Annotated in this window: 22 protein-coding genes; 16 read left to right on the top strand and 6 right to left on the bottom strand. The window is 74.9% G+C overall.

Annotated elements, in window-relative coordinates; translation table 11 throughout:
- Positions 1 to 48 precede the first annotated feature (48 nt).
- Positions 49 to 2,439 (bottom strand): phosphoketolase, encoded by a 2,391-nt coding sequence (locus tag SJY06_RS16685; protein WP_380168655.1) that lies wholly within the window; start codon positions 2,437 to 2,439, stop codon positions 49 to 51.
- A 63-nt stretch (positions 2,440 to 2,502) separates the two neighbouring features.
- Here SJY06_RS16685 and rlmN point away from each other — a divergent pair, with 63 nt between their 5' ends.
- On the top strand, positions 2,503 to 3,732 hold the full coding sequence (gene rlmN, locus SJY06_RS16680; RefSeq protein WP_380168654.1) for a 23S rRNA (adenine(2503)-C(2))-methyltransferase RlmN: 1,230 nt from the start codon (positions 2,503 to 2,505) through the stop codon (positions 3,730 to 3,732).
- Complete coding sequence (locus SJY06_RS16675) at positions 3,729 to 4,262, top strand: DivIVA domain-containing protein (RefSeq protein ID WP_380168653.1); 534 nt, start codon at positions 3,729 to 3,731, stop codon at positions 4,260 to 4,262. The genes rlmN and SJY06_RS16675 overlap by 4 nt, the downstream gene beginning before the upstream one ends.
- A gap of 40 nt (positions 4,263 to 4,302) precedes the next feature.
- Here SJY06_RS16675 and SJY06_RS16670 read toward each other — a convergent pair whose 3' ends face one another.
- Positions 4,303 to 4,698 (bottom strand): pyridoxamine 5'-phosphate oxidase family protein, encoded by a 396-nt coding sequence (locus tag SJY06_RS16670; protein ID WP_380169726.1) that lies wholly within the window; start codon positions 4,696 to 4,698, stop codon positions 4,303 to 4,305.
- A gap of 46 nt (positions 4,699 to 4,744) precedes the next feature.
- Between SJY06_RS16670 and SJY06_RS16665 the strand changes: the two genes are divergently transcribed.
- The 5 genes from SJY06_RS16665 to SJY06_RS16645 all read left to right on the top strand — a co-directional run bounded on the left by SJY06_RS16665 (position 4,745) and on the right by SJY06_RS16645 (position 11,038).
- Positions 4,745 to 6,238 (top strand): NAD-dependent succinate-semialdehyde dehydrogenase, encoded by a 1,494-nt coding sequence (locus SJY06_RS16665; protein ID WP_380168652.1) that lies wholly within the window; start codon positions 4,745 to 4,747, stop codon positions 6,236 to 6,238.
- Positions 6,239 to 6,354: 116 nt separating this feature from the next.
- The gene (gene dxr / locus SJY06_RS16660) at positions 6,355 to 7,527 is read left to right on the top strand and encodes a 1-deoxy-D-xylulose-5-phosphate reductoisomerase (protein WP_380168651.1); all 1,173 of its coding nucleotides are present in this window, start codon (positions 6,355 to 6,357) and stop codon (positions 7,525 to 7,527) included.
- A gap of 24 nt (positions 7,528 to 7,551) precedes the next feature.
- Positions 7,552 to 8,892, top strand: coding sequence for a M50 family metallopeptidase (locus SJY06_RS16655; RefSeq protein ID WP_380168650.1), 1,341 nt, complete (start codon positions 7,552 to 7,554; stop codon positions 8,890 to 8,892).
- Positions 8,893 to 8,935: 43 nt separating this feature from the next.
- A complete protein-coding gene (gene ispG / locus SJY06_RS16650; protein WP_380168649.1) occupies positions 8,936 to 10,099 on the top strand; it encodes a flavodoxin-dependent (E)-4-hydroxy-3-methylbut-2-enyl-diphosphate synthase in 1,164 nt (387 codons plus the stop codon).
- 93 nt (positions 10,100 to 10,192) lie between these two features.
- Complete coding sequence (locus tag SJY06_RS16645; protein WP_380169725.1) at positions 10,193 to 11,038, top strand: GNAT family N-acetyltransferase; 846 nt, start codon at positions 10,193 to 10,195, stop codon at positions 11,036 to 11,038.
- Between the two features lie 97 nt (positions 11,039 to 11,135).
- On the opposite strand, the gene SJY06_RS16640 is transcribed toward SJY06_RS16645, so the two are convergent.
- A complete protein-coding gene (locus SJY06_RS16640) occupies positions 11,136 to 12,020 on the bottom strand; it encodes a hypothetical protein (RefSeq protein WP_380168648.1) in 885 nt (294 codons plus the stop codon).
- Positions 12,021 to 12,253: 233 nt separating this feature from the next.
- On the opposite strand from SJY06_RS16640, the gene SJY06_RS16635 reads away from it, so the two are divergent.
- Positions 12,254 to 14,023, top strand: coding sequence for a proline--tRNA ligase (locus SJY06_RS16635; protein WP_380168647.1), 1,770 nt, complete (start codon positions 12,254 to 12,256; stop codon positions 14,021 to 14,023).
- On the top strand, positions 14,020 to 14,838 hold the full coding sequence (locus tag SJY06_RS16630) for a TSUP family transporter (RefSeq protein ID WP_380168646.1): 819 nt from the start codon (positions 14,020 to 14,022) through the stop codon (positions 14,836 to 14,838). The genes SJY06_RS16635 and SJY06_RS16630 overlap by 4 nt, the downstream gene beginning before the upstream one ends.
- A 13-nt stretch (positions 14,839 to 14,851) precedes the next feature.
- On the opposite strand, the gene SJY06_RS16625 is transcribed toward SJY06_RS16630, so the two are convergent.
- On the bottom strand, positions 14,852 to 16,000 hold the full coding sequence (locus SJY06_RS16625) for a DUF4439 domain-containing protein (RefSeq protein WP_380168645.1): 1,149 nt from the start codon (positions 15,998 to 16,000) through the stop codon (positions 14,852 to 14,854).
- 80 nt (positions 16,001 to 16,080) lie between these two features.
- Here SJY06_RS16625 and rimP point away from each other — a divergent pair, with 80 nt between their 5' ends.
- The 7 genes from rimP (at position 16,081) to SJY06_RS16590 (ending at position 24,072) form a co-directional block, all read left to right on the top strand.
- On the top strand, positions 16,081 to 16,653 hold the full coding sequence (gene rimP, locus SJY06_RS16620; protein WP_380168644.1) for a ribosome maturation factor RimP: 573 nt from the start codon (positions 16,081 to 16,083) through the stop codon (positions 16,651 to 16,653).
- On the top strand, positions 16,653 to 17,675 hold the full coding sequence (gene nusA, locus SJY06_RS16615; protein WP_380168643.1) for a transcription termination factor NusA: 1,023 nt from the start codon (positions 16,653 to 16,655) through the stop codon (positions 17,673 to 17,675). Before rimP ends, nusA begins: the two co-directional genes overlap by 1 nt.
- On the top strand, positions 17,672 to 18,142 hold the full coding sequence (locus tag SJY06_RS16610; protein WP_380168642.1) for a YlxR family protein: 471 nt from the start codon (positions 17,672 to 17,674) through the stop codon (positions 18,140 to 18,142). The genes nusA and SJY06_RS16610 overlap by 4 nt, the downstream gene beginning before the upstream one ends.
- Positions 18,143 to 18,225: 83 nt before the next feature.
- A complete protein-coding gene (infB, locus tag SJY06_RS16605) occupies positions 18,226 to 21,147 on the top strand; it encodes a translation initiation factor IF-2 (RefSeq protein ID WP_380168641.1) in 2,922 nt (973 codons plus the stop codon).
- 149 nt (positions 21,148 to 21,296) lie between these two features.
- Positions 21,297 to 21,797 carry a 30S ribosome-binding factor RbfA gene (gene rbfA, locus SJY06_RS16600; protein WP_380168640.1) on the top strand — a complete coding sequence of 167 codons (501 nt, stop codon included), beginning with the start codon at positions 21,297 to 21,299 and terminating at the stop codon, positions 21,795 to 21,797.
- A 1-nt stretch (position 21,798) separates the two neighbouring features.
- Positions 21,799 to 22,770 (top strand): tRNA pseudouridine(55) synthase TruB, encoded by a 972-nt coding sequence (gene truB / locus SJY06_RS16595; RefSeq protein WP_380168639.1) that lies wholly within the window; start codon positions 21,799 to 21,801, stop codon positions 22,768 to 22,770.
- Positions 22,771 to 22,803: 33 nt separating this feature from the next.
- Positions 22,804 to 24,072, top strand: coding sequence for a M48 family metalloprotease (locus SJY06_RS16590; protein WP_380168638.1), 1,269 nt, complete (start codon positions 22,804 to 22,806; stop codon positions 24,070 to 24,072).
- 10 nt (positions 24,073 to 24,082) lie between these two features.
- Here the strand turns inward: SJY06_RS16590 and SJY06_RS16585 are convergent, their stop codons facing one another.
- Both SJY06_RS16585 and SJY06_RS16580 read right to left on the bottom strand, forming a co-directional pair.
- Positions 24,083 to 24,385: an AzlD domain-containing protein gene (locus SJY06_RS16585; RefSeq protein ID WP_380168637.1), complete on the bottom strand. Its 303-nt coding sequence runs from the start codon at positions 24,383 to 24,385 to the stop codon at positions 24,083 to 24,085.
- Positions 24,382 to 25,086, bottom strand: coding sequence for an AzlC family ABC transporter permease (locus SJY06_RS16580; protein ID WP_380168636.1), 705 nt, complete (start codon positions 25,084 to 25,086; stop codon positions 24,382 to 24,384). Before SJY06_RS16580 ends, SJY06_RS16585 begins: the two co-directional genes overlap by 4 nt.
- Between the last annotated feature and the right edge of the window lie 70 nt (positions 25,087 to 25,156).

Below are 25,156 nucleotides of genomic sequence, written 5' to 3'. Positions count from 1 at the left end.
GGACGGCCCCGGGGGACCGCCCCGGGGGAGACCGCGTGGGCTGACCCCTCAGCCCGGCCAGACCCAGTCGCGGATCTCGGGCAGGTCCTCGCCGTGGGTGCGGGTGTACCGGGTGTGCTCGATCAGCCTGGCCCGCAGCGCCTCACGGGCGTGGGCCCCGGTGCTGCCCAGGCGCGGCACCCGGTCGATGACGTCGATGGCCAGGTGGAAGCGGTCGATGCGGTTCATCACGCACATGTCGAACGGCGTCGTCGTGGTGCCCTCCTCGACGTAGCCGCGCACGTGGATGTTGGCGTGGTTGGTGCGCCGGTACGTCAGCCGGTGGATGAGCCACGGGTAGCCGTGGTAGTTGAACAGCACCGGCTTGTCGGTGGTGAACAGGCTGTCGAACGCGGCGTCGGACAACCCGTGCGGGTGCTCGCCCGCCGACTGCAGCCGCATCAGGTCGACGACGTTGACGAAGCGCACCCGCAGGTCGGGGAAGAACCCGCGCAGCAGCTGCACCGCGGCCAGCGCCTCCATGGTCGGCACGTCCCCGGCGCAGGCCATCACCACGTCCGGCTCCTCGCCGTCGTCGGTGCTGGCCCAGTCCCAGATGCCGATGCCCTTGGTGCAGTGGACGTCGGCGTCGGCGACCGACAGGTACTGCGGGGCGGACTGCTTGCCGGCCACGATCACGTTGACGTAGTCCACGCTGCGCAGGCAGTGGTCGGCCACGCTCAGCAGGGTGTTGGCGTCCGGCGGCAGGTACACCCGGATGACGTCGGCGCTCTTGTTGACCACGTGGTCGATGAAGCCCGGGTCCTGGTGGCTGAAGCCGTTGTGGTCCTGGCGCCAGACGTGGCTGGTCAGCAGGTAGTTGAGGCTCGACACCGGCCGGCGCCACTCGATGCCGCGCGTGGTCTTGAGCCACTTGGCGTGCTGGTTGACCATCGAGTCCACGATGTGGACGAACGCCTCGTAGCAGCTGAAGAACCCGTGCCGACCGGTCAGCAGGTACCCCTCCAGCCAGCCCTGGCAGGTGTGCTCGGACAGGATCTCCATCACCCGCCCGTCCGGGGCCAGACCGACGTCGGTGTCCAGGGTCTCGCCCTGCCAGGCCCGGCCGGTGACCTCCAGCAGCGCCTGGAGGCGGTTGGAGTTGTTCTCGTCCGGGGCGAAGACCCGGAACGAGCGGCGCGGCTCGTCCAGCACCATCACGTCGCGCAGGAACCTCCCCAGCACCCCGGTGGCGCCCGCGCTGGTCGTGCCGGGCGGGCCCACGTCGATGCCGTGCTCGCGCCAGTCCGGCAGCCGCAGCGCGTGCCGGAGCAGGCCGCCGTTGGCGTGCGGCGTCGCGCTCATCCGCCGCTCACCGACCGGGGACAGCCGCCGCACCAGCTCCACGGGCACCCCGTCGGCGTCGAACAGCTCCTCGGGCCGGTAGGAGCGCAGCCAGGTCTCGAGCACCTCGCGGTGCGCGGGGTCGGTGCGGGCGTCCGCGAACGGCACCTGGTGGCTGCGCCAGCTCCCCTCGACGGGCAGACCGTCCACCTGGGCCGGTCCGGTCCAGCCCTTGGGGCTGCGCAGCACGATCATCGGCCAGCGCGGCCGCTCGCCCCGGCCGTGCTCGCGTGCCTCGCGCTGGATCCGGCCGATCTCGTCCAGGCAGCCGTCCAGGGCCCGGGCGAAGTCGTGGTGCATCTGCTCGGGGTCGTGACCGGTGACGAACACCGGCTCCCAGCCGCAGCCGGACAGCAGGTCGCGCAGCTCGGCCTCGGGGATGCGGGCCAGCACCGTGGGGTTGGCGATCTTGTACCCGTTGAGGTGCAGGACGGGCAGCACGGCCCCGTCGCCCACCGGGTCGAGGAACTTGGTCGAGTGCCAGCTCGCGGCCAGCGGCCCGGTCTCGGCCTCGCCGTCGCCCACCACGGCCGCCACGACCAGGTCGGGGTTGTCGAACGCGGCGCCGAACGCGTGGGACAGGGCGTAGCCCAGCTCGCCGCCCTCGTGGATGGAACCGGGGGTCTCCGGGGCGACGTGGCTGGGGATGCCGCCCGGGAAGCTGAACTGGGTGAACAGCCGCCGCATGCCGGCCTCGTCGTAGGAGACGTCGGGGTAGACCTCGCTGTAGGTGCCGTCCAACCAGGCCGCCGCGACCAGCCCGGGCCCGCCGTGACCGGGCCCCGTCACGTTCAGCACCTGCAGGTCGCGGGCCAGGATCACGCGGTTCAGGTGGGCGTGCACGAAGGTCAGCCCCGGCGTGGTGCCCCAGTGCCCGAGGAGGCGCGGCTTGGTGTGCTCCGGCGTCAGCGGCTCGCGCAGCAGCGGGTTGCCCATCAGGTAGATCTGCCCCACGGACAGGTAGTTCGCCGCCCGCCACCACGCCTGCAGGCCGGCCAGCTCGTCGTCGGGCAGGTAGGGCTCGCTCGCCGTGCGGGTGTCCGTCTGCTCAGGCATGCGGCGATCGAACCGCGACGAAAGGGACGGCACAAGGGACCTCCGGCCCGGGTGGGACCGGGGATGTTCCTGTACCGGCGGGATCGTTGGCACACTGAGGCCGTGCCCCTGCCGCTCGTCCTCGCCCCGCCGCGCCGCGGCAAGCCTCCCCAGCACCTCGCCGACCTGACGGTCGCCGAGCGGGTCGAGGCCGTCACCGGCGCGGGTCTGCCCCGGTTCCGGGCCGCCCAGCTGTCCCGGCACTACTTCACCCGGTTCACCGCCGACGCCGCCGACATGACCGACCTGCCCGCCGCCGAGCGCGACGCGGTGGTCGCGTCGGTGCTGCCGCAGCTGCTCGAGGGAGTCCGCACGCTGGAGGGCGACCACGGCAACACCGTCAAGAACCTGTGGCGGCTGTTCGACGGCTCGCTGGTCGAGAGCGTGCTCATGCGCTACTCCGACCGCACGACGCTGTGCCTGTCGAGCCAGGCCGGCTGCGGCATGGCCTGCCCGTTCTGCGCCACCGGCCAGCAGGGGCTCACTCGCAACCTGTCCACGGCGGAGATCGTCGACCAGGTGGTCCGCGCCAGCCGCGCCGCCGGCGGTCGCGTCACCAACGTGGTGTTCATGGGCATGGGCGAGCCGCTCGCCAACTACAACGCCGTCATCGGGGCCCTGCGACGGATGACCGACCCCACCCCGGACGGCCTCGGCATCTCCGCCCGCAACATCACCGTGTCGACGGTCGGCCTGGTCACCGCGATCGAGAAGCTGATCGACGAGCGGCTGCCCGTGACCCTCGCGGTGAGCCTGCACACCCCGGACGACGAGCTGCGGGACTCCCTGGTGCCGATCAACACCCGGCACAACGTCAAGGACCTGCTCGACGCCGCGCGGGCCTACTTCGAGGCGACCGGGCGCCGGGTCAGCATCGAGTACGCCCTGATCCGCGACATGAACGACCAGGCCTGGCGGGCGAGGCTGCTCGCGCAGGAGCTCAACCGGCGCGGCAAGGGCTGGGTGCACGTCAACCCGATCCCGCTCAACCCGACCCCGGGCTCGATCTGGACCGCCTCGGACCCGCAGGTGGAGCACGAGTTCGTCCGCACCCTGCGCGACGCCGGCATCCCCACCACGGTGCGGGACACCCGCGGGCGCGACATCGACGGCGCCTGCGGGCAGCTGGCGGCCCAGGACCTGGTGCAGCCCCGTCAGGGGCAGGAGCGTCCCGTCGTGCTGCCCTCGGACGCCCCCCCGCCGACCCCGGCGGCCCCGGCCACCGACGAGCCCCCGGAGGCGAGCGACGCGTGAGCGCCGACCTGTTCCAGCGCACCGGCCGGTTCCGCAAGGGCTACGACCGGCGTCAGGTCGAGGTCTTCCTGGACCGCGCCAAGCAGGTCTGGGACGGCGGTGGCCCGCCCGGCGGCATCACGTCCTGGCACGTGCGGACCGTCGGCTTCAACATGCGTCGCAACGGCTACCAGGTGCCCGCCGTGGACAGCGCCCTGGACCGGATCGAGGACGCGTTCGTGTCACGCGAGGAGCGGGCCGGGCCGGCCAGCTGGCGCGAGGCCGAGGACGCCGTCCTGGCCCGGCTGGACCGGGCCGACGGGGCCCGCTTCCCCCGCGGCCGGTTCCTGGGTCTCGGCTACCGCATCCGGGACGTCGACGAGCTGTGCCGCCAGGTCCGTGAGCACCTGGTGCTCGGCCGTGGCCTGAGCGTCGACGACGTCCGGACCTCGGTGTTCCGGGTCGGCCGCGGCGTGCGCGGCTACCGCGAGGCGCCCGTGGACGCCTACCTCGACCGGGTCGTCGACGTGATGCGGCGGCGCGGCTCGTAGTCGGTCGCGTCCGGGCCTGCCCGGCGCCGCTCAGCCCGGATCAGCCCGGACGCCGGACGAGTCCCAGCACGCGGTCGACACGCACCTCCAGCACGACCCGGCGCGGGTTCTCCCGCGGCGGGCGGTACCGGGCGGTGTAGCGGGCCACGGCGTCGGCCACGGCGTCGGGCTCGGTCACCACGCGGCCGGTGCCCTCCAGGGTGAGCCAGCGCCAGGAGTCCACCTGGCACAGCGACAGCCGCGACCCCCGGGCCGCGTTGGCGGCCTTCTGGGTGCCTGCGCTCGTGATGACCCGGGCCAGGCCCGCGCCGTCGTCCCAGGTGAACCCCACGGGCACGGTGTGGATGCTGCCGTCGGCCCGCAGGCCCGACAGCGTGGCGAGGTGCCGCTCGGCCAGGAACGCCAGGGCCTCCTCCGGCAGCGACCGCGGGTCCATCGACACCCCCGTAGCCTCCCACGCCCGCCCGCGCTAGCGTCCGGGCGTGACCACCAGCCCCGCCCGCCCGGACCCCGTGGACGCCGCGCGGGAGCGCGCCGTTCTCGAGCAGGTCCCGACCGGGCTGCTCGTCGGCGGTGCCTGGCGCGAGGCCGACGGCGGGGCCCTGCTGGACGTGAGCGACCCGGCCACGGGCCAGGTGCTCGCCCAGGTCGCCGACGCCTCGCCCGCCGACGCCCTGGACGCGCTGGACGCCGCCCTGGACGCGCAGGCCGGCTGGGCCGCGACCGCCCCGCGCGAGCGGGCCGAGCTGCTGCGCCGCGCCTTCGAGCTGACCACGGCCCGCGCCGACGACCTCGCGCTGCTCATGACCCTGGAGATGGGCAAGCCGCTGGCCGAGTCGCGCGCCGAGGTCGCCTACGGCGCCGAGTTCCTGCGCTGGTTCTCCGAGGAGGCCGTGCGCGCCTACGGCCGCTGGTCCACCGCCCCCGCCGGCGGCAGCCGGCTGCTGACCATGAAGCAGCCGGTCGGCCCGTGCCTGGCCATCACGCCGTGGAACTTCCCGCTGGCCATGGCCACCCGCAAGATCGGGCCGGCCCTGGCCGCCGGCTGCACGATGCTGCTCAAGCCTGCGGCCGAGACCCCGCTGACGGCCCTGGCGCTGGCCGGGCTGCTCCAGGAGGCCGGTCTGCCCCCGGGGGTGCTCGCCGTGCTGCCGACCTCGCGCGCCGGGGCGCTGGTGGAGCCGCTGCTGGCCGACGCCCGGCTGCGCAAGCTCACGTTCACGGGCTCGACCGCCGTGGGCCGGCGCCTCGTGGCCCAGGCCGCGGACAACCTGCAGCGGGTGTCGATGGAGCTCGGCGGCAACGCGCCGTTCCTGGTCTTCGCCGACGCTGACCTGGACGCCGCCGTCGACGGGGCCGTGCTGGCCAAGATGCGCAACATCGGCGAGGCGTGCACGTCGGCCAACCGGTTCCTGGTGCACACCTCGCTGGCCGAGGAGTTCGGCCGGCGGCTGGCCGAGCGGCTGGCGGCCATGCCGGTCGGCCGCGGCACGGACCCGCAGGTCGAGGTCGGCCCGCTCATCACGCCCGGGGCCCGCGACGGCGTGCACGCCCTGGTGGCCGACGCGGTGGCCGGCGGCGCCCGGGTGCTGACCGGGGGCGAGCCGCTGCCCGGGCCGGGGGCCTTCTACGCCCCGACCGTGCTGACCCAGGTGCACGCCGGGGCGCGGCTGCGCCACGAGGAGGTGTTCGGACCCGTCGCGCCCGTCATGACCTTCGACGACGACGCCGAGGCGGTCTCGCTGGCCAACGCCACCGAGTACGGGCTGGTGTCGTACGTGTTCACCCAGGACGTGGGTCGGGCGCTGCGGACTGCGGAGCAGCTGGCCAGCGGCATGGTCGCGCTCAACCGGGGCGTGGTGTCGGACCCGGCGGCCCCGTTCGGCGGCGTCAAGGCCAGCGGCTTCGGCCGCGAGGGCGGCGCGGAGGGCATCGAGGAGTACCTCGACACCAAGTACGTCGGCATCCAGCTCTGACCCTCTGACCCCCGGTGGCCCCGGGGCCGGCGTCGACGTCGCCGCCGGGCCGCCCGGAGCGCCGGGTCGCCCGGAGCGTCGGGCCGGCCGCAGCACCGGGCTGGCAGGATCGCCGGATGCGACGTGTCACCCTGCTCGGCTCCACCGGCTCGATCGGCACCCAGGCCCTGGACGTGGTCCGGCGCAACCCCGACGACCTGCGGGTGTCGGGGCTGGCGGCCCGCGGCGGTGACGCCGGCCTGCTGGTACGCCAGGTGATGGACCACGACGTCCCCGTCGTGGCCGTGGCCGACACCGAGGTCGCCGAGCAGGTGCGGGGGGCGCTGCGGGCGGCCGGCCGCGACGTGGAGGTGCTGGCCGGGCCCGACGCGGCCACCGAGCTGGCCGGGGCCGACACGGACGTCGTCCTGAACGGCCTGGCCGGGGCGGTGGGGCTGCGCCCGACCATGGCGGCGCTGCAGGCCGGGCACGTGCTGGCGCTGGCCAACAAGGAGTCGCTCATCATCGGCGGCCCGCTGGTCACCGCCGTGGCCGGGCCGGACCAGGTGGTGCCGGTGGACTCCGAGCACTCGGCGCTGGCGCAGTGCCTGCGCGGCGGGCGGGCCGCGGAGGTCCGGCGGCTGGTGCTGACCGCCTCGGGCGGGCCGTTCCGCGGCCGCGACCGGGCCTCGCTGGCCGACGTCGGACCGGAGCAGGCGCTGGACCACCCGACCTGGTCGATGGGCCCGCTGGTGACGACCAACTCCGCGACGCTGGTCAACAAGGGCCTGGAGGTCATCGAGGCCCACCTGCTGTTCGGGATCGGCTTCGAGCGGATCGACGTCGTCGTCCACCCGCAGTCCGTCGTGCACTCCATGGTCGAGTTCCACGACGGCTCGACGCTGCTGCAGGCCAGCCCGCCGGACATGCGCCTGCCCATCGCCCTGGGCCTGACCTGGCCGGACCGGGTGGCCGACGCCGCCCCGGGCTGCGACTGGACGCAGGCCACCTCGTGGACCTTCGAGCCGGTCGACGAGGTGACGTTCCCGGCCCTGGGCCTCGCCCGGCGGGCCGGTGAGGCGGGCGGGGTGATGCCCGCGGTGCTCAACGCGGCCAACGAGGTGTGCGTCGCCGCGTTCCTCGACGGGAACCTCCGCTTCCTCCAGATCGTCGACACGGTGGCCGATGTGCTGGAGCAGGCCCACGACGAGGGCCTGACCGCACCCCGTGACGTCGCCGACGTCATGGCGGCCGACGCGTGGGCGAGGGCCCGTGCGGCTGCGACACTGGAGGCTCTGGCCCGCCGCTAGGCGGACCGCGGGACGGAGGACGACGTGGCGTACCTGCTGGGTGTGCTCGCGGTGGTGGTGGGGATCGCGGTCTCCATCGCCCTGCACGAGGTCGGTCACATGGTGCCGGCCAAGAAGTTCGGGGTCCGGGTCACCCAGTACATGGTGGGCTTCGGGCCGACCGTGTGGTCGCGCGTGCGCGGCGAGACCGAGTACGGCGTCAAGGCCATCCCGCTCGGTGGCTACATCCGCATGATCGGCATGTTCCCGCCGCGGCGCGACACCCCCGACGGCATGGTCAGCTCCGGCTCCAGCAACCCGGTCGCCTCGCTGGTGGAGTCCGCCCGCGCGGAGTCGCTGGAAGAGCTGCGCCCCGGCGACGAGAACCGCACCTTCTACAGCCTCAAGGTCTGGCAGAAGCTCGTCGTGATGATGGGCGGCCCGGTCATGAACCTGGTCCTGGCCACCGTCCTGCTGGCGGTGGTCGCCGTGGGCTTCGGCGCCGTGCAGGCCACCACGACCGTCGGCACCGTCTCGCAGTGCATCCTGCCCGTCGACGCCCCGGTGGACGCCGAGTGCTCCGCGGACGACCCCGCCGCCCCGGCCGCGGCCGCCGGCATCGTCCCCGGTGACGTAGTGCTGAGCGTCGACGGCGTGGCGACCCCCACCTGGCAGGACGTCCGTGAGCAGATCCGCGCCAGCGGGGGCGAGTCGACGGTGTTCGTCGTCCAGCGCGGTGACGAGCAGCTGTCGCTCACCGCGACGCCCAGCGAGACGTCCATCATCGCCCTCGACGAGGCCGGCGAGCCGGTCCTGGACGACGACGGCGGCTACGTCACGACCGAGGGCGGTTTCCTCGGCGTCGGACCGACCCAGGACCTGGTCCGGCAGCCGGTGACGGTGGTGCCGGGGCTGGTCGGCGACGCCGTCGTCGGCACCGCCAAGGTCCTCATCCGGCTGCCCCAGTACATGGTCGGCGTGGCGGACGCGGCCTTCGGCGCGGGGGAGCGGGACCCCGAGGGGCCGGTCAGCGTCGTGGGGGTCGGGCGCCTCGCGGGCGAGGTCGCGTCCCTGGAGGCGCCCAGCGACACCTTCGGCCTGCCCGAGCGGGTGGCTACGATCCTGCAGATCCTGGCCGGGCTGAACGTCGCGCTGTTCGTGTTCAACCTGATCCCGCTGCTGCCGCTTGACGGCGGCCACGTCGCCGGTGCGCTGTGGGAGGGCGTCAAGAAGGCGTGGGCCCGCGCGCGGTCCCTGCCCGACCCCGGACCGGTCGACGTGGCCAAGGCGCTGCCGGTGGCTTATGGGGTAGCCATCCTGCTGCTCGGGCTGTCGGTCGTGCTCATCTACGCCGACCTGGTCAACCCGGTCCGGCTGACCGGCTGAGCCCCGGTCCGCACGAGCGGCCGGTACGCGTGATACTGGACGGGTGACCGCAGTCAGCCTCGGAATGCCGGAAGCCCCGCCCCCCGTCCTCGCCCCCCGTCGGAAGACGCGGCAGATCAAGGTCGGCGACGTCCTGGTCGGAGGGGACGCGCCGGTCAGCGTGCAGTCGATGACCACCACGCCGACCACGGACATCAACGCCACGCTGCAGCAGATCGCCGAGCTCACCGCGAGCGGCTGCGACATCGTGCGCGTGGCATGCCCGTCGCAGGACGACGCCGAGGCGTTGCCGGTCATCGCCAAGAAGTCGCAGATCCCCGTGATCGCCGACATCCACTTCCAGCCCAAGTACGTCTACGCGGCCATCGACGCGGGCTGCGCGGCGGTCCGGGTCAACCCGGGCAACATCCGCAAGTTCGACGACCAGGTCAAGCAGATCGCCGCGGCCGCCAAGGACGCCGGCGTCTCCATCCGGATCGGCGTCAACGCCGGCTCGCTCGACCCGCGCCTGATGGAGAAGTACGGCAAGGCCACCCCCGAGGCGCTGGTGGAGTCCGCGGTCTGGGAGGCGTCGCTGTTCGAGGAGCACGACTTCCACGACTTCAAGATCAGCGTCAAGCACAACGACCCGGTCGTCATGGTGCGGGCCTACGAGCTGCTGTCCGAGCGGGGCGACTGGCCGCTGCACCTGGGCGTCACCGAGGCCGGCCCGGCGTTCCAGGGCACGATCAAGTCCGCCACCGCCTTCGGCGCGCTGCTGAGCAAGGGCATCGGCGACACCATCCGCGTCTCGCTGTCCGCGCCGCCGGTGGAGGAGGTCAAGGTCGGCAACCAGATCCTCCAGTCGCTCAACCTGCGCCCCCGCAAGCTGGAGATCGTGTCCTGCCCGTCCTGCGGGCGGGCCCAGGTCGACGTCTACACCCTGGCCGAGCAGGTCACCGCCGGTCTCGAGGGCCTCACCGTGCCGCTGCGCGTGGCCGTGATGGGCTGCGTCGTCAACGGCCCCGGCGAGGCCCGCGAGGCCGACCTGGGTGTCGCGTCCGGCAACGGCAAGGGGCAGATCTTCGTCAAGGGCGAGGTCGTCAAGACCGTGCCGGAGTCGCAGATCGTCGAGACCCTGATCGAGGAGGCCATGCGGATTGCCGAGGAGATGGGCCTGGACGCCGACGCGGAGCCCTCCGGCGCCCCCGTCGTCAGCGTGTCCTGACCACCCCACCGGGTCGAGCCGTGCCACGCCTCGTGCTGCCCCGCGGTGGCTCGCTGTGTCCGGCAGGGTGTGATGGGTGAGGATGTGGCCGTGATGCGCCCGTCGGTCCGCGTCCTGGCCGCCCGGGACCTCGAGGAGGCCGTGGACGTCTGCGCCCTGGACCCGGTGGCGCACGCCTTCGTGTCCTCGCGCCTGGTCGGCGGGCTCCTCGGCGAGGCCGGCCATGCCGAGGTCTGGGGCTACCACGAGGCGTCCGAGCTGCGCTCGCTGCTGTGGGTGGGGGCCAACATGGTCCCGGTCGAGGCCTGCGCCGACGCCACCGACGCCTTCACCGCCCGCGCCCGGCGGACCAACCGGCGCAGCTCGTCGGTGTTCGGCCCGCGCGAGGACGTGCTCCGGCTGTGGGCGGGGCTCGAGGGCAGCTGGGGGCCGGCGCGCGAGCTGCGGGCCAACCAGCCCCTCATGGTGTGCGACGAGGCCGTGGTCGAGCCCGACCCCCGCGTCCGGCGCACCCGGCCCGACGAGCTCGACACCCTGTTCCCCGCCTCGGTGGCCATGTTCACCGAGGAGATCGGCTACTCCCCGCTGGGCCTGGACGGCGGGGCCGGGTACCGGGCCGGGGTGGCCGAGATGGTCGGCCTGGGCCGGTCCTTCGTCCGCCTGGACCGCGGCCCCGACGGTCGGCCCGAGGTCGTCTTCAAGGCCGAGCTGGGGGCCGTCACCGGCGCCGTCGCCCAGATCCAGGGGGTCTGGGTCGCCCCGCACCGCCGCGGCGAGGGCATCGCCGCCCCCGCGGTCGCCGCCGTGGTCGAGGCCGTCCGCCGCGACCTGGGCGCCCGGTCCTCGCTGTACGTCAACGACTACAACACCCGCGCCGTCGCCGTGTACGAGCGGGTGGGGTTCTACCACCACGGCTCCTTCGCCACCGTCCTGCTGTAGCGCCCCTGCTGCAGCGCCCTCACGGTCGTCACGCCTGGGCCCCCGATCAGCGGCCACCGAGAAGGAGGACTCGCCGTCGGCGCCCTGGTGGGCGGGCTCAGGCCCGAGTCCTCCTCCGTCGTGGCCGTTCCCGGTAGGCGCTGCGCACCTGAGCGACCACCCACGCGCCGTCGAACATGACGTGCTCCCACGCGAAGCGGCGGGTCACCCACCCGGCCGACTGCAGGTCGTCGTGCCGGCGCAGGTCCGCCGCGAACGCGTGACGCGTCCCGTGCACGCCGTGACCGTCCGCCTCGAGGGCCACCCGCGCCTCCGGGTCCCCCAGGTCGACCACGGCGAACAACCCGGGCTCCGCCACCACGAGCTGCGGCACGAACGCCGTGAGCCCGTCGGCGACCAGGAGCCCCCGCAACCCGGACTCGAAGGCGTTGGCCGCCCGCTCGTCGGCATGACGGGCCACCAGGCGCGCCCGCCGGGCGCCGGGCGAGCGGGTGGCCGTGGCCGCGTCCAGGAGCTCCTCGCGCGGGACGAGGCCGGAGCGCAGGGCGGAGTCGACGACGGCCAGGGCCTCGGGGAGGGGAAGGGTCCGGGCGCAGTCGACGGCGGTACGCACTGGTTCGGTCACGCCGGTCTCGCGTTCCTGCGGCGACAGCGGTGCCCAGTACCGCTGCACGCCGGGGAGCGAGGAACGGTTCGAGGTCGGCGGCACGGTCATCTGCACGCCGTCGGGCGGTCGCAGCACCCCCCAGCCGTGGGACACGGCCGCGCTGAGGTGGGACAGCGCCCCACCGGCCCGGACGGCGCGCGCCCGGTCGCCGAGACCGTCCCGGTCGGGGGCCGGGACGTAGCGGTCGTGGCACAGCCGGACCACGGTGCCGTGCCCCAGCGCGGTGCGTAGGGCCCGCCTGGTGGTGTGTCGCATGAGCTCGGCGAAGGTGGCAGGGCGGCCCAGGGCACGCAGGACGGTCGCCGGGTCGGTCATCGGCCCATGCTCGTCGTCGACCAGCGAGCCTCGCGGGGCTCGTCCACAGGCCATGGAGGAGGAGGACTGGCCCTCCAAGGTCGCGGAACCGCGTGATGGAGCTGGTCTTCCGCCCCGATGGCCGGTTCCCCCGCAAGGGCTCGGCGCAGGTGGCAGGTCCGCCCCACCCGTCCGCCCGGACGGAAACCAGGCGGGGGAGGGGCGGGGCCGCCGGTACCCTCGCGGTCGTGCTCATGCGGATGTCCTCACTGTTCCTGCGCACCCTGCGCGACGACCCGGTCGACGCGGAGGTGGCGAGCCACCGGCTGCTGGTGCGGGCGGGGTACATCCGCCGGGCTGCGCCGGGCGTGTACTCGTGGCTGCCGCTGGGCTACCGGGTGCTGCGCAAGGTCGAGGCCGTCGTCCGCGAGGAGATGGAGCGCATCGGCGCGCAGGAGGTCCACTTCCCCGCGCTGGTCCCGCGCGAGCCCTACGAGGCCACCGGCCGCTGGGCCGAGTACGGCGACAACGTGTTCCGGCTGCAGGACCGCAAGAAGGTCGACTACCTGCTGGCCCCCACGCACGAGGAGATGTTCACGCTCCTGGTGAAGGACCTGTACTCCAGCTACAAGGACCTGCCGCTGCACCTGTTCCAGATCCAGACCAAGTACCGCGACGAGGCCCGTCCCCGCGCCGGGCTGCTGCGCGGTCGCGAGTTCGTCATGAAGGACAGCTACAGCTTCGACGTCGACGACGCCGGCCTGGAGACGAGCTACCAGCAGCACCGCGCCGCCTACCTGCGGCTGTTCGAACGGCTCGGCCTGGACGTCGTGGTCGTGGCCGCGGTGTCCGGGGCGATGGGGGGCTCGGCCAGCGAGGAGTTCCTGCACCCGAGCCCGGCCGGCGAGGACACCTACGTCCGCTGCACCGCCTGCGACTACGCGGCCAACGTCGAGGCCGTGACGACCCGGGTGCCCGCGCCGCGGGCCACCGACGGGCTGCCCGCCAGCCACGTCGAGGACACCCCCGGCACCCCGACCATCCAGACCCTGGTCGACCACGCCAACGCCGCCTTCGGCCGCGACGACCGGACCTGGACCGCCGCGGACACCCTGAAGAACGTGCTCGTGGTGCTGCGCCACCCCGACGGTACGCGGGAGCCCGTCGCCATCGGCGTGCCCGGCGACCGCGAGGTCGACGCCAAGCGGCTGCAGGCCGCCGTCGAGCCCGCCGAGGTCGAGGCGTTCACCGAGGCCGACTTCGCCGCGCACCCCGGCCTGGCCAAGGGCTACATCGGACCCGGCGTGCTGGGCAGCGCCAACGCCACCGGCATCCGCTACCTGCTGGACCCCCGCGTGGTCGCGGGCACGTCCTGGATCACGGGGGCGGACTCCCGCGGGCACCACGTCTTCGACCTGGTCGCGGGCCGCGACTTCCCCGCGGCCGGCGACGACGGCTCCGACGGCACGGTCGAGGCCGCGGAGGTGCGCGACGGGGACCCGTGCCCCGTCTGCGAGACCGGCACGCTGGAGTCCGCCCGCGGCATCGAGATGGGCCACGTGTTCCAGCTGGGCCGCAAGTACGCCGAGGCGCTCGACCTCAAGGTGCTGGACGAGAACGGCAAGCAGGTCGTCGTGACCATGGGCTCCTACGGCGTCGGGGTGTCCCGCGCGGTGGCGGCCATCGCCGAGTCCTGGAGCGACGACGTCGGCCTGGTGTGGCCGGCCCAGGTGGCGCCGGCGGACGTCCACGTGGTCGTGGCGGGCAAGGACGCGGACGTCGCGCAGGGCGCCGAGGACCTGGCTGCCCGCCTGGACGCGGCGGGTCTGGACGTGGTGCTGGACGACCGCAAGGCCAGCGTCGGCGTGAAGTTCAAGGACGCGGAGCTGGTCGGCCTGCCCACGATCGTCGTGGTCGGCAAGCGCTTCGCCGAGGGCTTCGTCGAGGTGAAGGACCGTCGCACGGGCGAGCGGGAGGACGTCGCGCTGGACGACCTGCCGGCGCGCCTGGGCATCGGCGGGTGACCTCGTCCGTGCCGGCCGGTGTGCTCACCGGCCTGCCAGGCATGCCCGACATCACCTGGCAGGTGCTGGCCCTGCTGCTGCTGGCCGCCCTGGTGGCCGGCTGGGTGGACGCCGTGGTGGGGGGCGGCGGGCTCGTCCAGCTGCCCGCCCTGCTGCTGGCGCTGCCCACGGCCAGCCCGGTGCAGGTGCTGGCGACCAACAAGCTGTCCGGGGTGTGGGGCACGTCGATCGCGGCGATCACCTACGCCCGCAAGCTGCCCCGCCGACCCCGGGCGGTCGGGGTGATCACCGCCTCGGCCGCGGCCGGGTCGGCCCTGGGCGCCGCGCTGGCCGCGTTCGTCCCGCCCGGGCTGTTCACCCCGCTCGTGCTGGTGCTCGTGGTCGTCATCGGCGTCGTCACCGTCGCCAAGCCCCGGATGGGCCTGGTCGAGCGGCACCGGGTGCGCAACGTGTCGTTCGCGTCCCTGCTGGTGGGGATCGGCCTCGGTGTGGGCGTCTGGGACGGGGTCTTCGGTCCGGGGACCGGGACGCTCTTCGTGTTCGCCCTGGTCGGGCTGGCCGGCTACCAGTTCCTGGACGCGACGGGGCTGGCGCGCATCGCCAACGCGGTGACGAACCTGGCGGCGCTCGCGGTCTTCACGGTGCAGGGGGCGCCGCTGTGGACCCTCGGCCTGCTGATGGGCGCGACCAACCTGCTGGGCGGGTGGCTCGGGGCCAGGACCGCCATCGCCCGCGGCTCCGGGTTCGTCCGGGTGGTGTTCCTGGTCGTCGTCGGGGGCCTGGCGCTGCGGCTGGCCTGGGACGTGCTCGGCTGAGCCCGCCGGCCCGTCAGGCGGCGTCCGGCGCGCCCGGCAGGGAGGCGGGCACCCCGCCCCAGGACCAGCGGCTGCGCTCGCACTCCGCCAGCACGGTCACCGCGGCCGTCGACCAGCCCTGGTCCCCGACCCGGAGCGCCTCGGCCAGCACGCCGGCCGTGGCCGCGGTGACGGCGTCCTCGACCCGCAGCGCCAGGGCCGCGGCGGTCACCGGGCCGTCGACCGGTGTCCCGGCGTCGTCGGTCGGGTAGGTGGCCAGCGGCGCCGCGGGGACCGTGCCCAGCCGCGCCAGCACGCCGGCCAGCGCGTCGGTGCGGTCGGTGTGGTCGGTCAGGGCCGCGGCGGCGTCGTCGCTGCGACCCGTCGACCAGGCCAGCACCACCCCGTAGGACCAGCGCGCCCGGTGCTCCAGCGCCAGGACGACCTGCAGCGCCTCGGCCAGCGCGGGGTCGGCGGGGGTCGTGGGCCAGGTCGTCGGGGCCACCCCGGTGCCGGCCAGCGCCGCGGTCTGGGCGGCCCGCGCGGCCGCCACCCGGGCGTGCAGCAGGGCCAGGGCGACGTCGGCGTCCTCGGCGGCCCGCTCGGCCAGCGCCGCGCCGACGGCGGTGGCGCCGCCGGCCCCGAGCACGGCGGCGGGCCGGTCGGGCGGGGCCAGCACCGGGCCCCCGTCGTCCGGCTGCGGCGCGAGCAGGGGGCCGGCGGCCCTGACCGGGTCGCCCAGCAGCTGCCGGTGCGACGCGTGGACCGCGACCGCGGCGGCCACGTCTGCGCCCGCGCCGTGGCGGCCCGTCAGCGGCGGCAGCGCCGACCCGGCCTGCCGGTACGCCAGCTCGGCGGCCAGCGCACCGCCCAGGACGCGCCTGCGCCGCCGCTCGCGCGCCGACACGGCGGGGGGCCGGGCCGTCAGGACGTCGTCGTCGAGCCGCAGCCGGCGGGGGTCCACGTCGAGCAGCTGCTGCCTGGTGCCGGCGGAGCAGCCGCCCAGCAGCAGCGCGAGCGCGCCCGTCGCGCCCAGCCCGAGCGCCCGCCGTCGCGAGAGCGCCTGGGGCCACCGCCCGTCGGCTGCCCGCCGCCCGTCGGCTGCCCGCCGCCCGTCGGTGACCTGCCGCCCGTCGGTGGCCCGGGGCCCGTCGGTGGGCCGTCGGGCGGCGGGGGGCGTCACGACGACGATGCTGTCAGACGTCGCGCCCGGCCCGGATACTGTGTGGGCCCCGTCCACGTCCGACCCTGGAGGCCCCGACCGTGTCCACGCACAACGCGCAGCTCGCCGCGCTGCTCGACACGGTGGTGAACGGTGCCGGTCTCGTGCTCGAGGACGTCGTCGTGACCAGCGTGGGCCGCCGTCGGCAGGTGCGGGTCGTCGTCGACCTCACCGACGACGAGGTCGGCTCCGTCGACCTCGACCGCGTCGCCCAGGTGTCACGCGCGGTCGGCGACGCCCTCGACGCCTCCGACGCCCTGGGCCCGCAGCCGTACTCGCTGGAGGTCACCACCCCCGGGGTGGACCGACCGCTGACCCAGCGGCGCCACTGGCTGCGCGCGCGGACCCGGCTGGTCCGGGTGGAGCGCGACGGCGAGGCCCCGCTGACCGGTCGCCTGCTGGACGTCGGAGACGACGGTCCGGTGCTGGACGTCGACGGGCAGCAGGTCGTGCCCGGCTGGGACGGCATCCGCAAGGGCGTGGTGGAGGTCGAGTTCACCCGCCGGGACGCCGCATCGGGGCCACGGCGCGACGAGGCCGACGGGCACGACGGGCACGACGAGACGGACGAGACGGACGAGACGGACGAGAAGGACGAGAGGGAGGAGGCCTGATGGACATCGACCTGCAGGCCCTGCGCCTGATCGAGACCGAGCGCGAGATCCCGCTGCCGGTCCTGCTGAGCACCATCGAGCAGGCCCTGCTGCTGGCCTACCAGCGGACCGAGGGCGCCGAGCCCAGGGCGCGCATCGAGCTGGACCGCAAGTCCGGCCGGGTGGCCGTCATGGCCCAGGAGGTCGACGAGACCGGGGTCGTGCTGCGCGAGTGGGACGACACCCCGGCCGGTTTCGGCCGGGTGGCCGCGGCCACCGCGCGCCAGGTGATCCTGCAGCGGATCCGGGACGCCGAGGACGAGCGCGTGCTGGGGGACTTCCGGGGCCGTGAGGGCGAGATCGTGTCCGGGACGGTCCAGCAGGGCCGCGACCCCCGCTACGTCCGGGTCCAGCTCGGTGACGTCGAGGGCATCATGCCGCCGGCGGAGCAGGTGCCCGGCGAGAACCTGAAGCACGGCGAGCGGATCCGCTGCTACGTCGTGTCGGTGGCCAAGGGGATGAAGGGGCCGCAGATCACGCTGTCGCGCAGCCACCCCAACCTGGTGCGCCGGCTGTTCGCCCTCGAGGTGCCCGAGCTCAACGACGGCACGGTCGAGATCATGGGTGTGGCCCGCGAGGCCGGTCACCGCTCCAAGGTCGCCGTGACGTCGGGGCGGGCCGGGTTCAACGCCAAGGGCGCGTTCATCGGGCCCATGGGCCAGCGGGTCCGCTCGGTCATGTCCGAGCTGCGCGGCGAGAAGATCGACATCGTGGACTTCGAGGAGGACCCGGCGCGCTACGTCGCGGCCGCGCTGAGCCCGGCCAAGGTCCTGTCCTGCGAGGTCGTGGACGCAGCGGCCAAGCAGACCCGGGTCGTGGTGCCGGACTACCAGCTGTCGCTGGCCATCGGCAAGGAGGGCCAGAACGCCCGGCTCGCGGCCCGGCTGACCGGCTGGCGCATCGACATCCGCTCCGACGAGGCCGCTGCGCCCCGCGGGACGGACGCCGAGGCCGACCCGGCGGGGCGCGTCGGGCCGTCGTGACCCCCTCGCGGTCCGTCCCGGCCCGCGACGGCGCTACACTCGACACGGCCTCGAACGGCGTGACGGTCTCCCGACCCACGCGCTCGCAGTCCGCGGACCCTGTGCCCGCTGGACCTGTGCGCACGTGCATCGGCTGCCGCCGCACCGCACCGAGGTCCGTCCTCGTCCGGATCGTCGGCGTCGAGGTCGAGGGTCGGCTGCTCGCCGTCCCCGACCCCGCGGCCGTGCGGCCCGGCCGCGGTGCCTGGGTGCACCGGGACCGAGGGTGCGTGGAGCTGGCCGAACGCCGCAGGGCGTTCGCGCGGGCGCTGCGCCTCGCCGGGCCCGTGGACCCGGCCGCAGTCCGCGAGCACGTCGCGGCGGCGGAGGAGCACCGCACGGACGGATCCACAGATCACGGCACCACACGTCACGGCACCACACGTCAAGGAACCACACCCAACCGGAAGCGGGTCGACGAGGTATGAGCACCCCATGAGCGCGCTGCCATGAACAGCCCTCGCTAAACCCGGTCCGTGCCTGTCTGGCTGCGGACCAAGACAGGAGAGAAGTGGCAAAGGTCCGCGTGCACGAGCTCGCCAAGGAGCTCGGTCTCACCAGCAAGAACCTGTTGTCCTGGTTGCAGGACAACGGGGAGTACGTCCGTGCGGCGTCCTCGACCATCGAGGCGCCCGTGGTGCGCAAGGTGCGGGAGAACTTCGAGTCCGCCGCCCCTGCACCCGCAGCCAAGGCCCCGGCCAAGCCGGCGGCCCCCAAGCCCCCGGCCGCCGAGACCCCGGTCGCCTCCCCGGCGGCGCCGACCCCGGCTGCCCCCGAGGCTCCGAAGGCCGCTCCGGCAGCCCCCGAGGCTCCGGCCACCCCCGCGACCCCGGCCCCGGCCGCCCCCGCCCGCAGCGGTGGTCCCCGTCCGGGTCCCCGGCCCCCCGCACCGGCCGCCCCCGAGGCGCCGGCCCCGCAGGTGCCCGCGGCGAAGGCTCCTGAGGCGCCCGCGCCCCAGGCCCCCGCCCCGCAGGCCCCGGCGGCAGAGGCTCCGGCGGCACCGGCTCCGGCGGCGCAGGCTCCGGCCGCGTCGGCCTCCGAGGCCCCGGCCTCGGACACCGAGCCGGCCGCCCGTCCCGGCGGCGCTCCCCGGCCCGGTGCCCCGCGCCCCGGCGCCACCCCCAACCGCCCGGGCAACAACCCGTTCGCGCCGAGCCAGGGCATGCCCCGGCCCGGTGCCGCGGCCCGTCCCGGCAACAACCCCTTCGCGCCGAGCCAGGGCATGCCCCGGCCGGCGGACCGTGGTGCCGCGGGCCCCGGCGGCCCGCGGCCGAGCCCGGCCGGCATGCCGCCGCGGCCCAACCCCGGCATGATGCCGCCGCGTCCGGCTCCCGGTCGTCCGGGCCCCGGTGGGGCCGCAGGTCGCGGTCGCCCCGGTGGCGCCCCCGGCCGTGGTCGTCCCGGCGGTGGTCCCGGTGGCCCCGGTGGCGCCCCGGGCGGTCCCGGTGGTCCCGGTCGCATGCCCACCAGCGGTGGGTTCGGCAAGGGCTCCCGTGGTCGTGGCGGCACGCAGGGTGCGTTCGGTCGCGGTGGCGGTCGTCCCGTGCGGGCGCGCAAGTCCAAGCGGGCCAAGCGCCAGGAGTTCGACAACATGTCCGCGCCGACGATGGGCGGCTACGACGTCCCCCGCGGCGACGGCTCGACCGTCGTCCGGCTGCGTCGTGGCTCGAGCCTGACCGACTTCGCGGACAAGATCGACGCGAACCCCGGCTCGCTCGTGCGGGTGCTGTTCGGTCTGGGCGAGATGGCCACGGCCACGCAGAGCCTGGACGAGGACACCTTCATGCTCATCGGCACCGAGCTGGGCTACGACGTCCAGATCGTGTCGCCGGAGGACGAGGACCGCGAGCTGCTCGAGGCCTTCGACATCGACCTGGACGCCGAGGACGACGACGAGTCCATGATCGCCCGGCCTCCGGTCGTCACGGTCATGGGTCACGTCGACCACGGAAAGACGAAGCTGCTGGACGCGATCCGCTCCACCGACGTGGTGGCGGGGGAGTCCGGCGGCATCACCCAGCACATCGGCGCCTACCAGGTGCGCCACGTGCACGAGGACGTCGACCGCGCGATCACCTTCATCGACACCCCGGGTCACGAGGCGTTCACCGCCATGCGGGCCCGAGGCGCCAAGGTGACCGACATCGCCATCCTCGTGGTGGCCGCGGACGACGGCGTGATGCCCCAGACCATCGAGGCGCTCAACCACGCCCAGGCGGCCGACGTGCCGATCGTGGTCGCGGTCAACAAGATCGACCGTGACGGCGCCAATCCCGAGAAGGTCAAGGGCCAGCTGGCCGAGTACGGCCTGATCGCCGAGGACTTCGGTGGCGACACCATGTTCGTCGAGGTCTCGGCCCTGCAGCGGCTCAACATCGACGAGCTGCTCGACGCCGTCCTGCTCACCGCCGACGCCGCCCTGGACCTGCGGGCGCGCGCCGACAAGGACGCCCGGGGCATCTCGATCGAGGCCAACCTGGACAAGGGCCGCGGCCCCGTCGCGACCATCCTCATCCAGTCCGGCACGCTGCACGTCGGTGACGCGATCGTCGCCGGCACGGCGTACGGCCGGGTCCGGGCCATGTTCGACGAGCACGGCAACAACCTCACCGAGGCGCTGCCCGCCCGTCCGATCCAGGTCCTCGGCCTGACCAGCGTCCCGGGCGCCGGCGACACGTTCCTCGTGGCGCCCGACGACCGGACCGCGCGTCAGATCGCCGAGAAGCGCGAGGCCGTCGAGCGCAACGCGATGCTGGCCAAGGCACGCAAGCGCATCACGCTCGAGGACTTCACCCAGCAGCTGCAGGCCGGCAAGGTCGAGACGCTCAACCTGATCCTCAAGGGCGACGTCTCCGGCTCGGTCGAGGCGCTGGAGGAGGCCCTGATGAAGATCGACGTGGGCGACGAGGTGCAGCTGCGCATCATCGACCGCGGCGTGGGTGCCATCACGCGCACCAACGTGATGCTGGCCAGCGCGTCGAGCGCAATCGTCATCGGCTTCAACGTGCGTCCCGACGGCCCGGCCACCCAGCTGGCCGAGCGGGAGGGCGTGGACATGCGCTACTACTCGGTCATCTACGCGGCCATCGAGGACGTCGAGAACGGCCTCAAGGGCATGCTCAAGCCCGAGTACGAAGAGGTCCAGCTCGGTACCGCCGAGATCCGCGAGGTCTTCCGCTCGAGCAAGTTCGGCAACATCGCCGGTGCGCTCGTCCGGTCCGGCCTCATCCGCCGCAACGCCAGCGCCCGGCTGGTCCGCGACGGCGTGGTCATCGGCGACAACCTCAAGATCGAGTCGCTGCGACGGTTCAAGGACGACGCCACCGAGGTCCGCGAGGGCTACGAGTGCGGTATCGGCCTCGGCTCGTTCAACGACATCCGCACCGACGACGTCGTGGAGACGTTCGAGATGCGGGAGAAGCCGCGCGCCTGAGCCACCGCACCACCAGCACCACCAGCACCACCGCACCACCAGCACCAGCAGCACGAGGGCAGGCGCCGTCGGGACACGTTCCCGGCGGCGCCTCGCCGTCACTGGGCCGCTCGCCCCGGTCGGCCCGACCGACGCAGGAGGTAGACGACATGGCTGACCCGGCTCGCGCACGACGGCTGGCGGACCGCATCAAGGTGGTCGTCGCCGAGACCCTCGACAAGCGCATCAAGGACCCGCGCGTCGGCTTCGTCACCCTGACCGACGCCCGGGTCACCAACGACCTGCAGCACGCCACGGTGTTCTGGACCGTCTACGGCGACGACGAGGCCAAGGCGGACACCGCCGCGGCGCTGGAGTCCGCGCGGGGGTTCCTGCGCTCCGAGGTGGGCCGGCAGACCGGGATGCGTCTGACCCCCACCCTGGAGTTCGTCCTGGACGGGGTGCCGGAGACGGCGAGCCGGATCGACGACGTGCTGGCCGCGGCCCGGGCGCGCGACGCCGAGATCGCGGCCGCGGCCCTGCTGGCCCAGCCCGCGGGTGAGGCCGACCCGTACAAGGCCCCCCGCGTCGTGGCCGACGACGACGAGGACGCGGCCGCCGAGGACGACGGGTCGCCGGCCGGTCCGGGACGGACGGACGAGCAGGCCTGACGTGGCCGTCGAGGCGGCCGACCCCGTCGGTGTCCTCGTGGTCGACAAGCCCGCGGGGGCGTCCAGCCACGACGTGGTGGCCCGCTGCCGCAAGCTGTTCCGCACCCGCCGCGTCGGCCACGCCGGCACGCTGGACCCGATGGCCACCGGCGTGCTGGTTGTCGGCGTGGGCTGGGCGACCCGGCTGCTGACGTACATGGTCGGCCACGACAAGACCTACCTGGCCACGGTCCGGCTGGGCGTCGCCACGGTCACCGACGACGCCGAGGGCGAGGTCAGCGGGGGAGCGGACGCATCGCACCTGGTCCGGAACGACGTCGAGGCCGCCTGCGGGCCGCTGCGCGGCGACGTGCTGCAGGTGCCGTCGTCGGTGAGCGCGATCAAGGTCGACGGTCGCCGCTCCTACGCCCGGGTGCGCTCGGGCGAGGACGTGGCGCTGCGGGCCCGGCCCGTCACCGTGCACGGCCTGGAGCTGCTCGCGGTCCGGCCCGGCCGGGCCGCCGGGCCCGGCGGCGAGCAGCACGGGGTGCTCGACGTCGACGTACGGGCCGAGGTGTCGTCCGGCACCTACGTGCGGGCGCTGGCCCGCGACCTGGGCGTCGCGCTCGGGGTGGGTGGCCACCTGACCGAGCTGCGCCGCACCCGGTCGGGACCGTTCGAGCAGGCCGAGGCGTTCGACGTGCCGGGCCGCCGGGTGGGAGACGACGTCCTCGACGCCGCGCGGCTCGCGGTGGCTCCCCACCTGCTCGACCTGTCCGCGGTGGCGCGACGCTGCTTCGAGGTGCGCGAGGTCGACGCCGCGACCGCCACCCTGCTGGGCCACGGCCGCCGGCTGCCGGCCTGGGGCACCGGACCGGCCCCGGTGGCCGCGATCGACCCGGACGGTCGGCTGGTGGCGCTGGTGGCCGACGTCGAAGGGCAGGCCCGGGGTGTGCTCGTGGTCCCGCCCGAGCTCCGTCCACCGGCAGGCTGAGCCGGCCGGGCCGCGACGTGTGAGGCTGGGGTGGTGAGCGGGCAGCAGGCGGTCGCCGGTCGGACCGGGCCGCGCGCCGTCCCGGTGGTGCTGGTCGGGCTCACGCTGGTGGTGCTGTCCGTGTCGGCCGACCTCGCGTGGGTCCTGGTGCCGTGGACCGAGGCTCCGGCCGGGCCCGTCGACCCGGACGCGGGCCTGGCCCCGGCGGCCGTCGCGGACGCCCGGGCCGTGGCCGCGTCGCTGCGGCTGCCCGGTCTGCTGTCCCTGGCTGCGGCCGTGCTCACGGCGGCCCTGATCGTCCTCACCGGCCCCGGTCGGCGTCTGCTCGCGCAGGCCCGTCGGGTCCGGGGCGGGGTCGTGGTCCAGGTGGTGGCCCAGCTGCTGCTCGTGCTCGGCGTGGTGCTGCTGGTCCGCTGGCCCTTCGGGATGTGGGCCGAGCGGCTGCGGCGCGAGGCGGGGCTGTCGGTGCAGGACTGGGGCGGGTGGGCCCGGGACCGGCTGGTCGGGGCCGGCCTGGAGGCCGTCGTGCTCGTCGTCGTGGTCCTGGCCGTGGTGCTGCTGGCGCGGTGGCTGCCCCGGTGGTGGCCCGCGGTGGCGGCGGGCACGGGCGCCGCCCTGGTGGTGGTCGTGTCGCTGCTGCACCCAGTGCTGGTCGAGCCGGCGCTGAGCGAGCTGGGCCCGCTGCCGGCCGGACCGGTGCGCGAGCAGGTCGAGCAGGTGGCCGTGCAGGCGGGGGCGCCCGTCGCCGACGTCCTCGTGTCGCAGGAGTCGACGCGCACCACGACGCTCAACGCCTACGTGTCCGGCCTCGGCCCCACCCGGCGGCTGGTGCTGCAGGACACGCTGCTGGCGGCCCTGCCGCCCGAGCAGCTGCTCGGCGTCGTCGCCCACGAGACCGCGCACGCCGCGGCGCGCGACGTCGCCCGCGGCACGGTGCTGGGGGCGGTCGGGGTCGCCTCGCTGGTCCTGGTGCTCGGCACGGCCGCCCAGGCGGTGACCGTCGGCCGGGGACGCAGCGGGCGAGTCGGCACGGCCGGGGCCGCCGGTGCGGTGCTGCTGGTGGTCCTGCTGGTGCAGGTCCTGGGCGCGCCGGCGGAGTCGCTGGTCAGCCGTCAGGTGGAGCGGGCCGCCGACGTCCGGGCCGTCGAGCTCACCCAGGACCCGCAGGCCTACGCCGAGGCGATGCGGACGCTGCTGGTGACCAACCGCAGCGACCCGTCACCGCCCGCGCTGCACCAGTGGTGGTTCGGCACCCACCCCAGCGGGGCGGAGCGCGTGGCCCGCGCGGAGGCCGGTGGCTGAGGTCCGCCGCTCAGACCAGGAGCCGGGTCACGGCGGTGGCGGCCGCAGCCAGCACGATGACCAGCAGGAACGGCGCCCGCAGCAGCAGCGCGACCGCGGCGACCGCCAGCCCGACCAGGCGCAGGTCCACCGCCGGCCCGTCCGCCCCGGAGGTCGCCTGCGTCAGGGTGAGGGCGGCGAACATGGCCACCGGCAGCAGGGTGAGCACCGCCCGCACCCGGCCCCCCGACACCCAGGTCCGCGGCACGAAGGCGCCGGCGACCTTCTGCGCCAGCAGACCGACGGCGCACAGCCAGACCGCGAACCAGCTCATGCCCGACCCCGCCCGTCCGCCCGGTCCGCCAGGCCCAGCAGGGCGACGGCACCGCCGGCGAGCACGGGGACGCCGGCCGGGGCGAGGAACGTGGTGACCAGCGCCACCGCCGCGGCCAGGGCGGCCACCGCGGCCGTGCGTCGCTGCCGCAGGTACGGCCACAGCAGGGCGAGGAACGCCGCGGGCGCAGCGGCGTCCAGACCGAGCGAGGCCGGGTCGCCGAGGGCCTGCACGCCGTAGGCGCCCAGCACCGTGGTCAGGTTCCAGGTGGCGAACAGCCCGATGCCGGTGGTCCAGAACGCCGCCCGTGCCGCCGCGGCGCCGTGCGGCTCGTGCCGGACCGCCATGGCCGTGGTCTCGTCGATCACCAGCAGCGCCGCCGCAGCGCGGGCCCACCCGCGGCGCGGCAGCAGGTCGGTCAGCCGGACGGCGTACAGCGTGTTGCGCACCCCCAGCAGCCAGGCCGAGGCCAGCCCGGTGAGCGGGGCCCCGCCCGCGGCGGCCACGCCGGCGAAGGCGAACTGCGAGCCCCCCGTGAAGCCGACCGCCGACAGCACGACGGCCTGCAGCGGCGACAGGCCCGAGGCCACGGCGACGGCGCCGAAGCTGACGCCGTACACGCCCAGCAGGCCCAGGCCCACCCCGTCCCGGCGGGCGGTGCGGACGGCCTCCGGGGAGGCCGGCGGGCTGGGTGGGCTCACGTCAGAACCGTAGGACGCCACGGGGCTCACGTCGGCGGCCATCCACCCCTCGGTGGCCCGCCGGGGGCCG

Origin of the sequence: Jannaschia sp. R86511 (genome assembly GCF_042466345.1) — a bacterium.
GTDB lineage: Bacteria > Actinomycetota > Actinomycetes > Actinomycetales > JBBAYJ01 > Aquipuribacter.
This window is presented reverse-complemented; position numbering and strand designations above follow the sequence as displayed.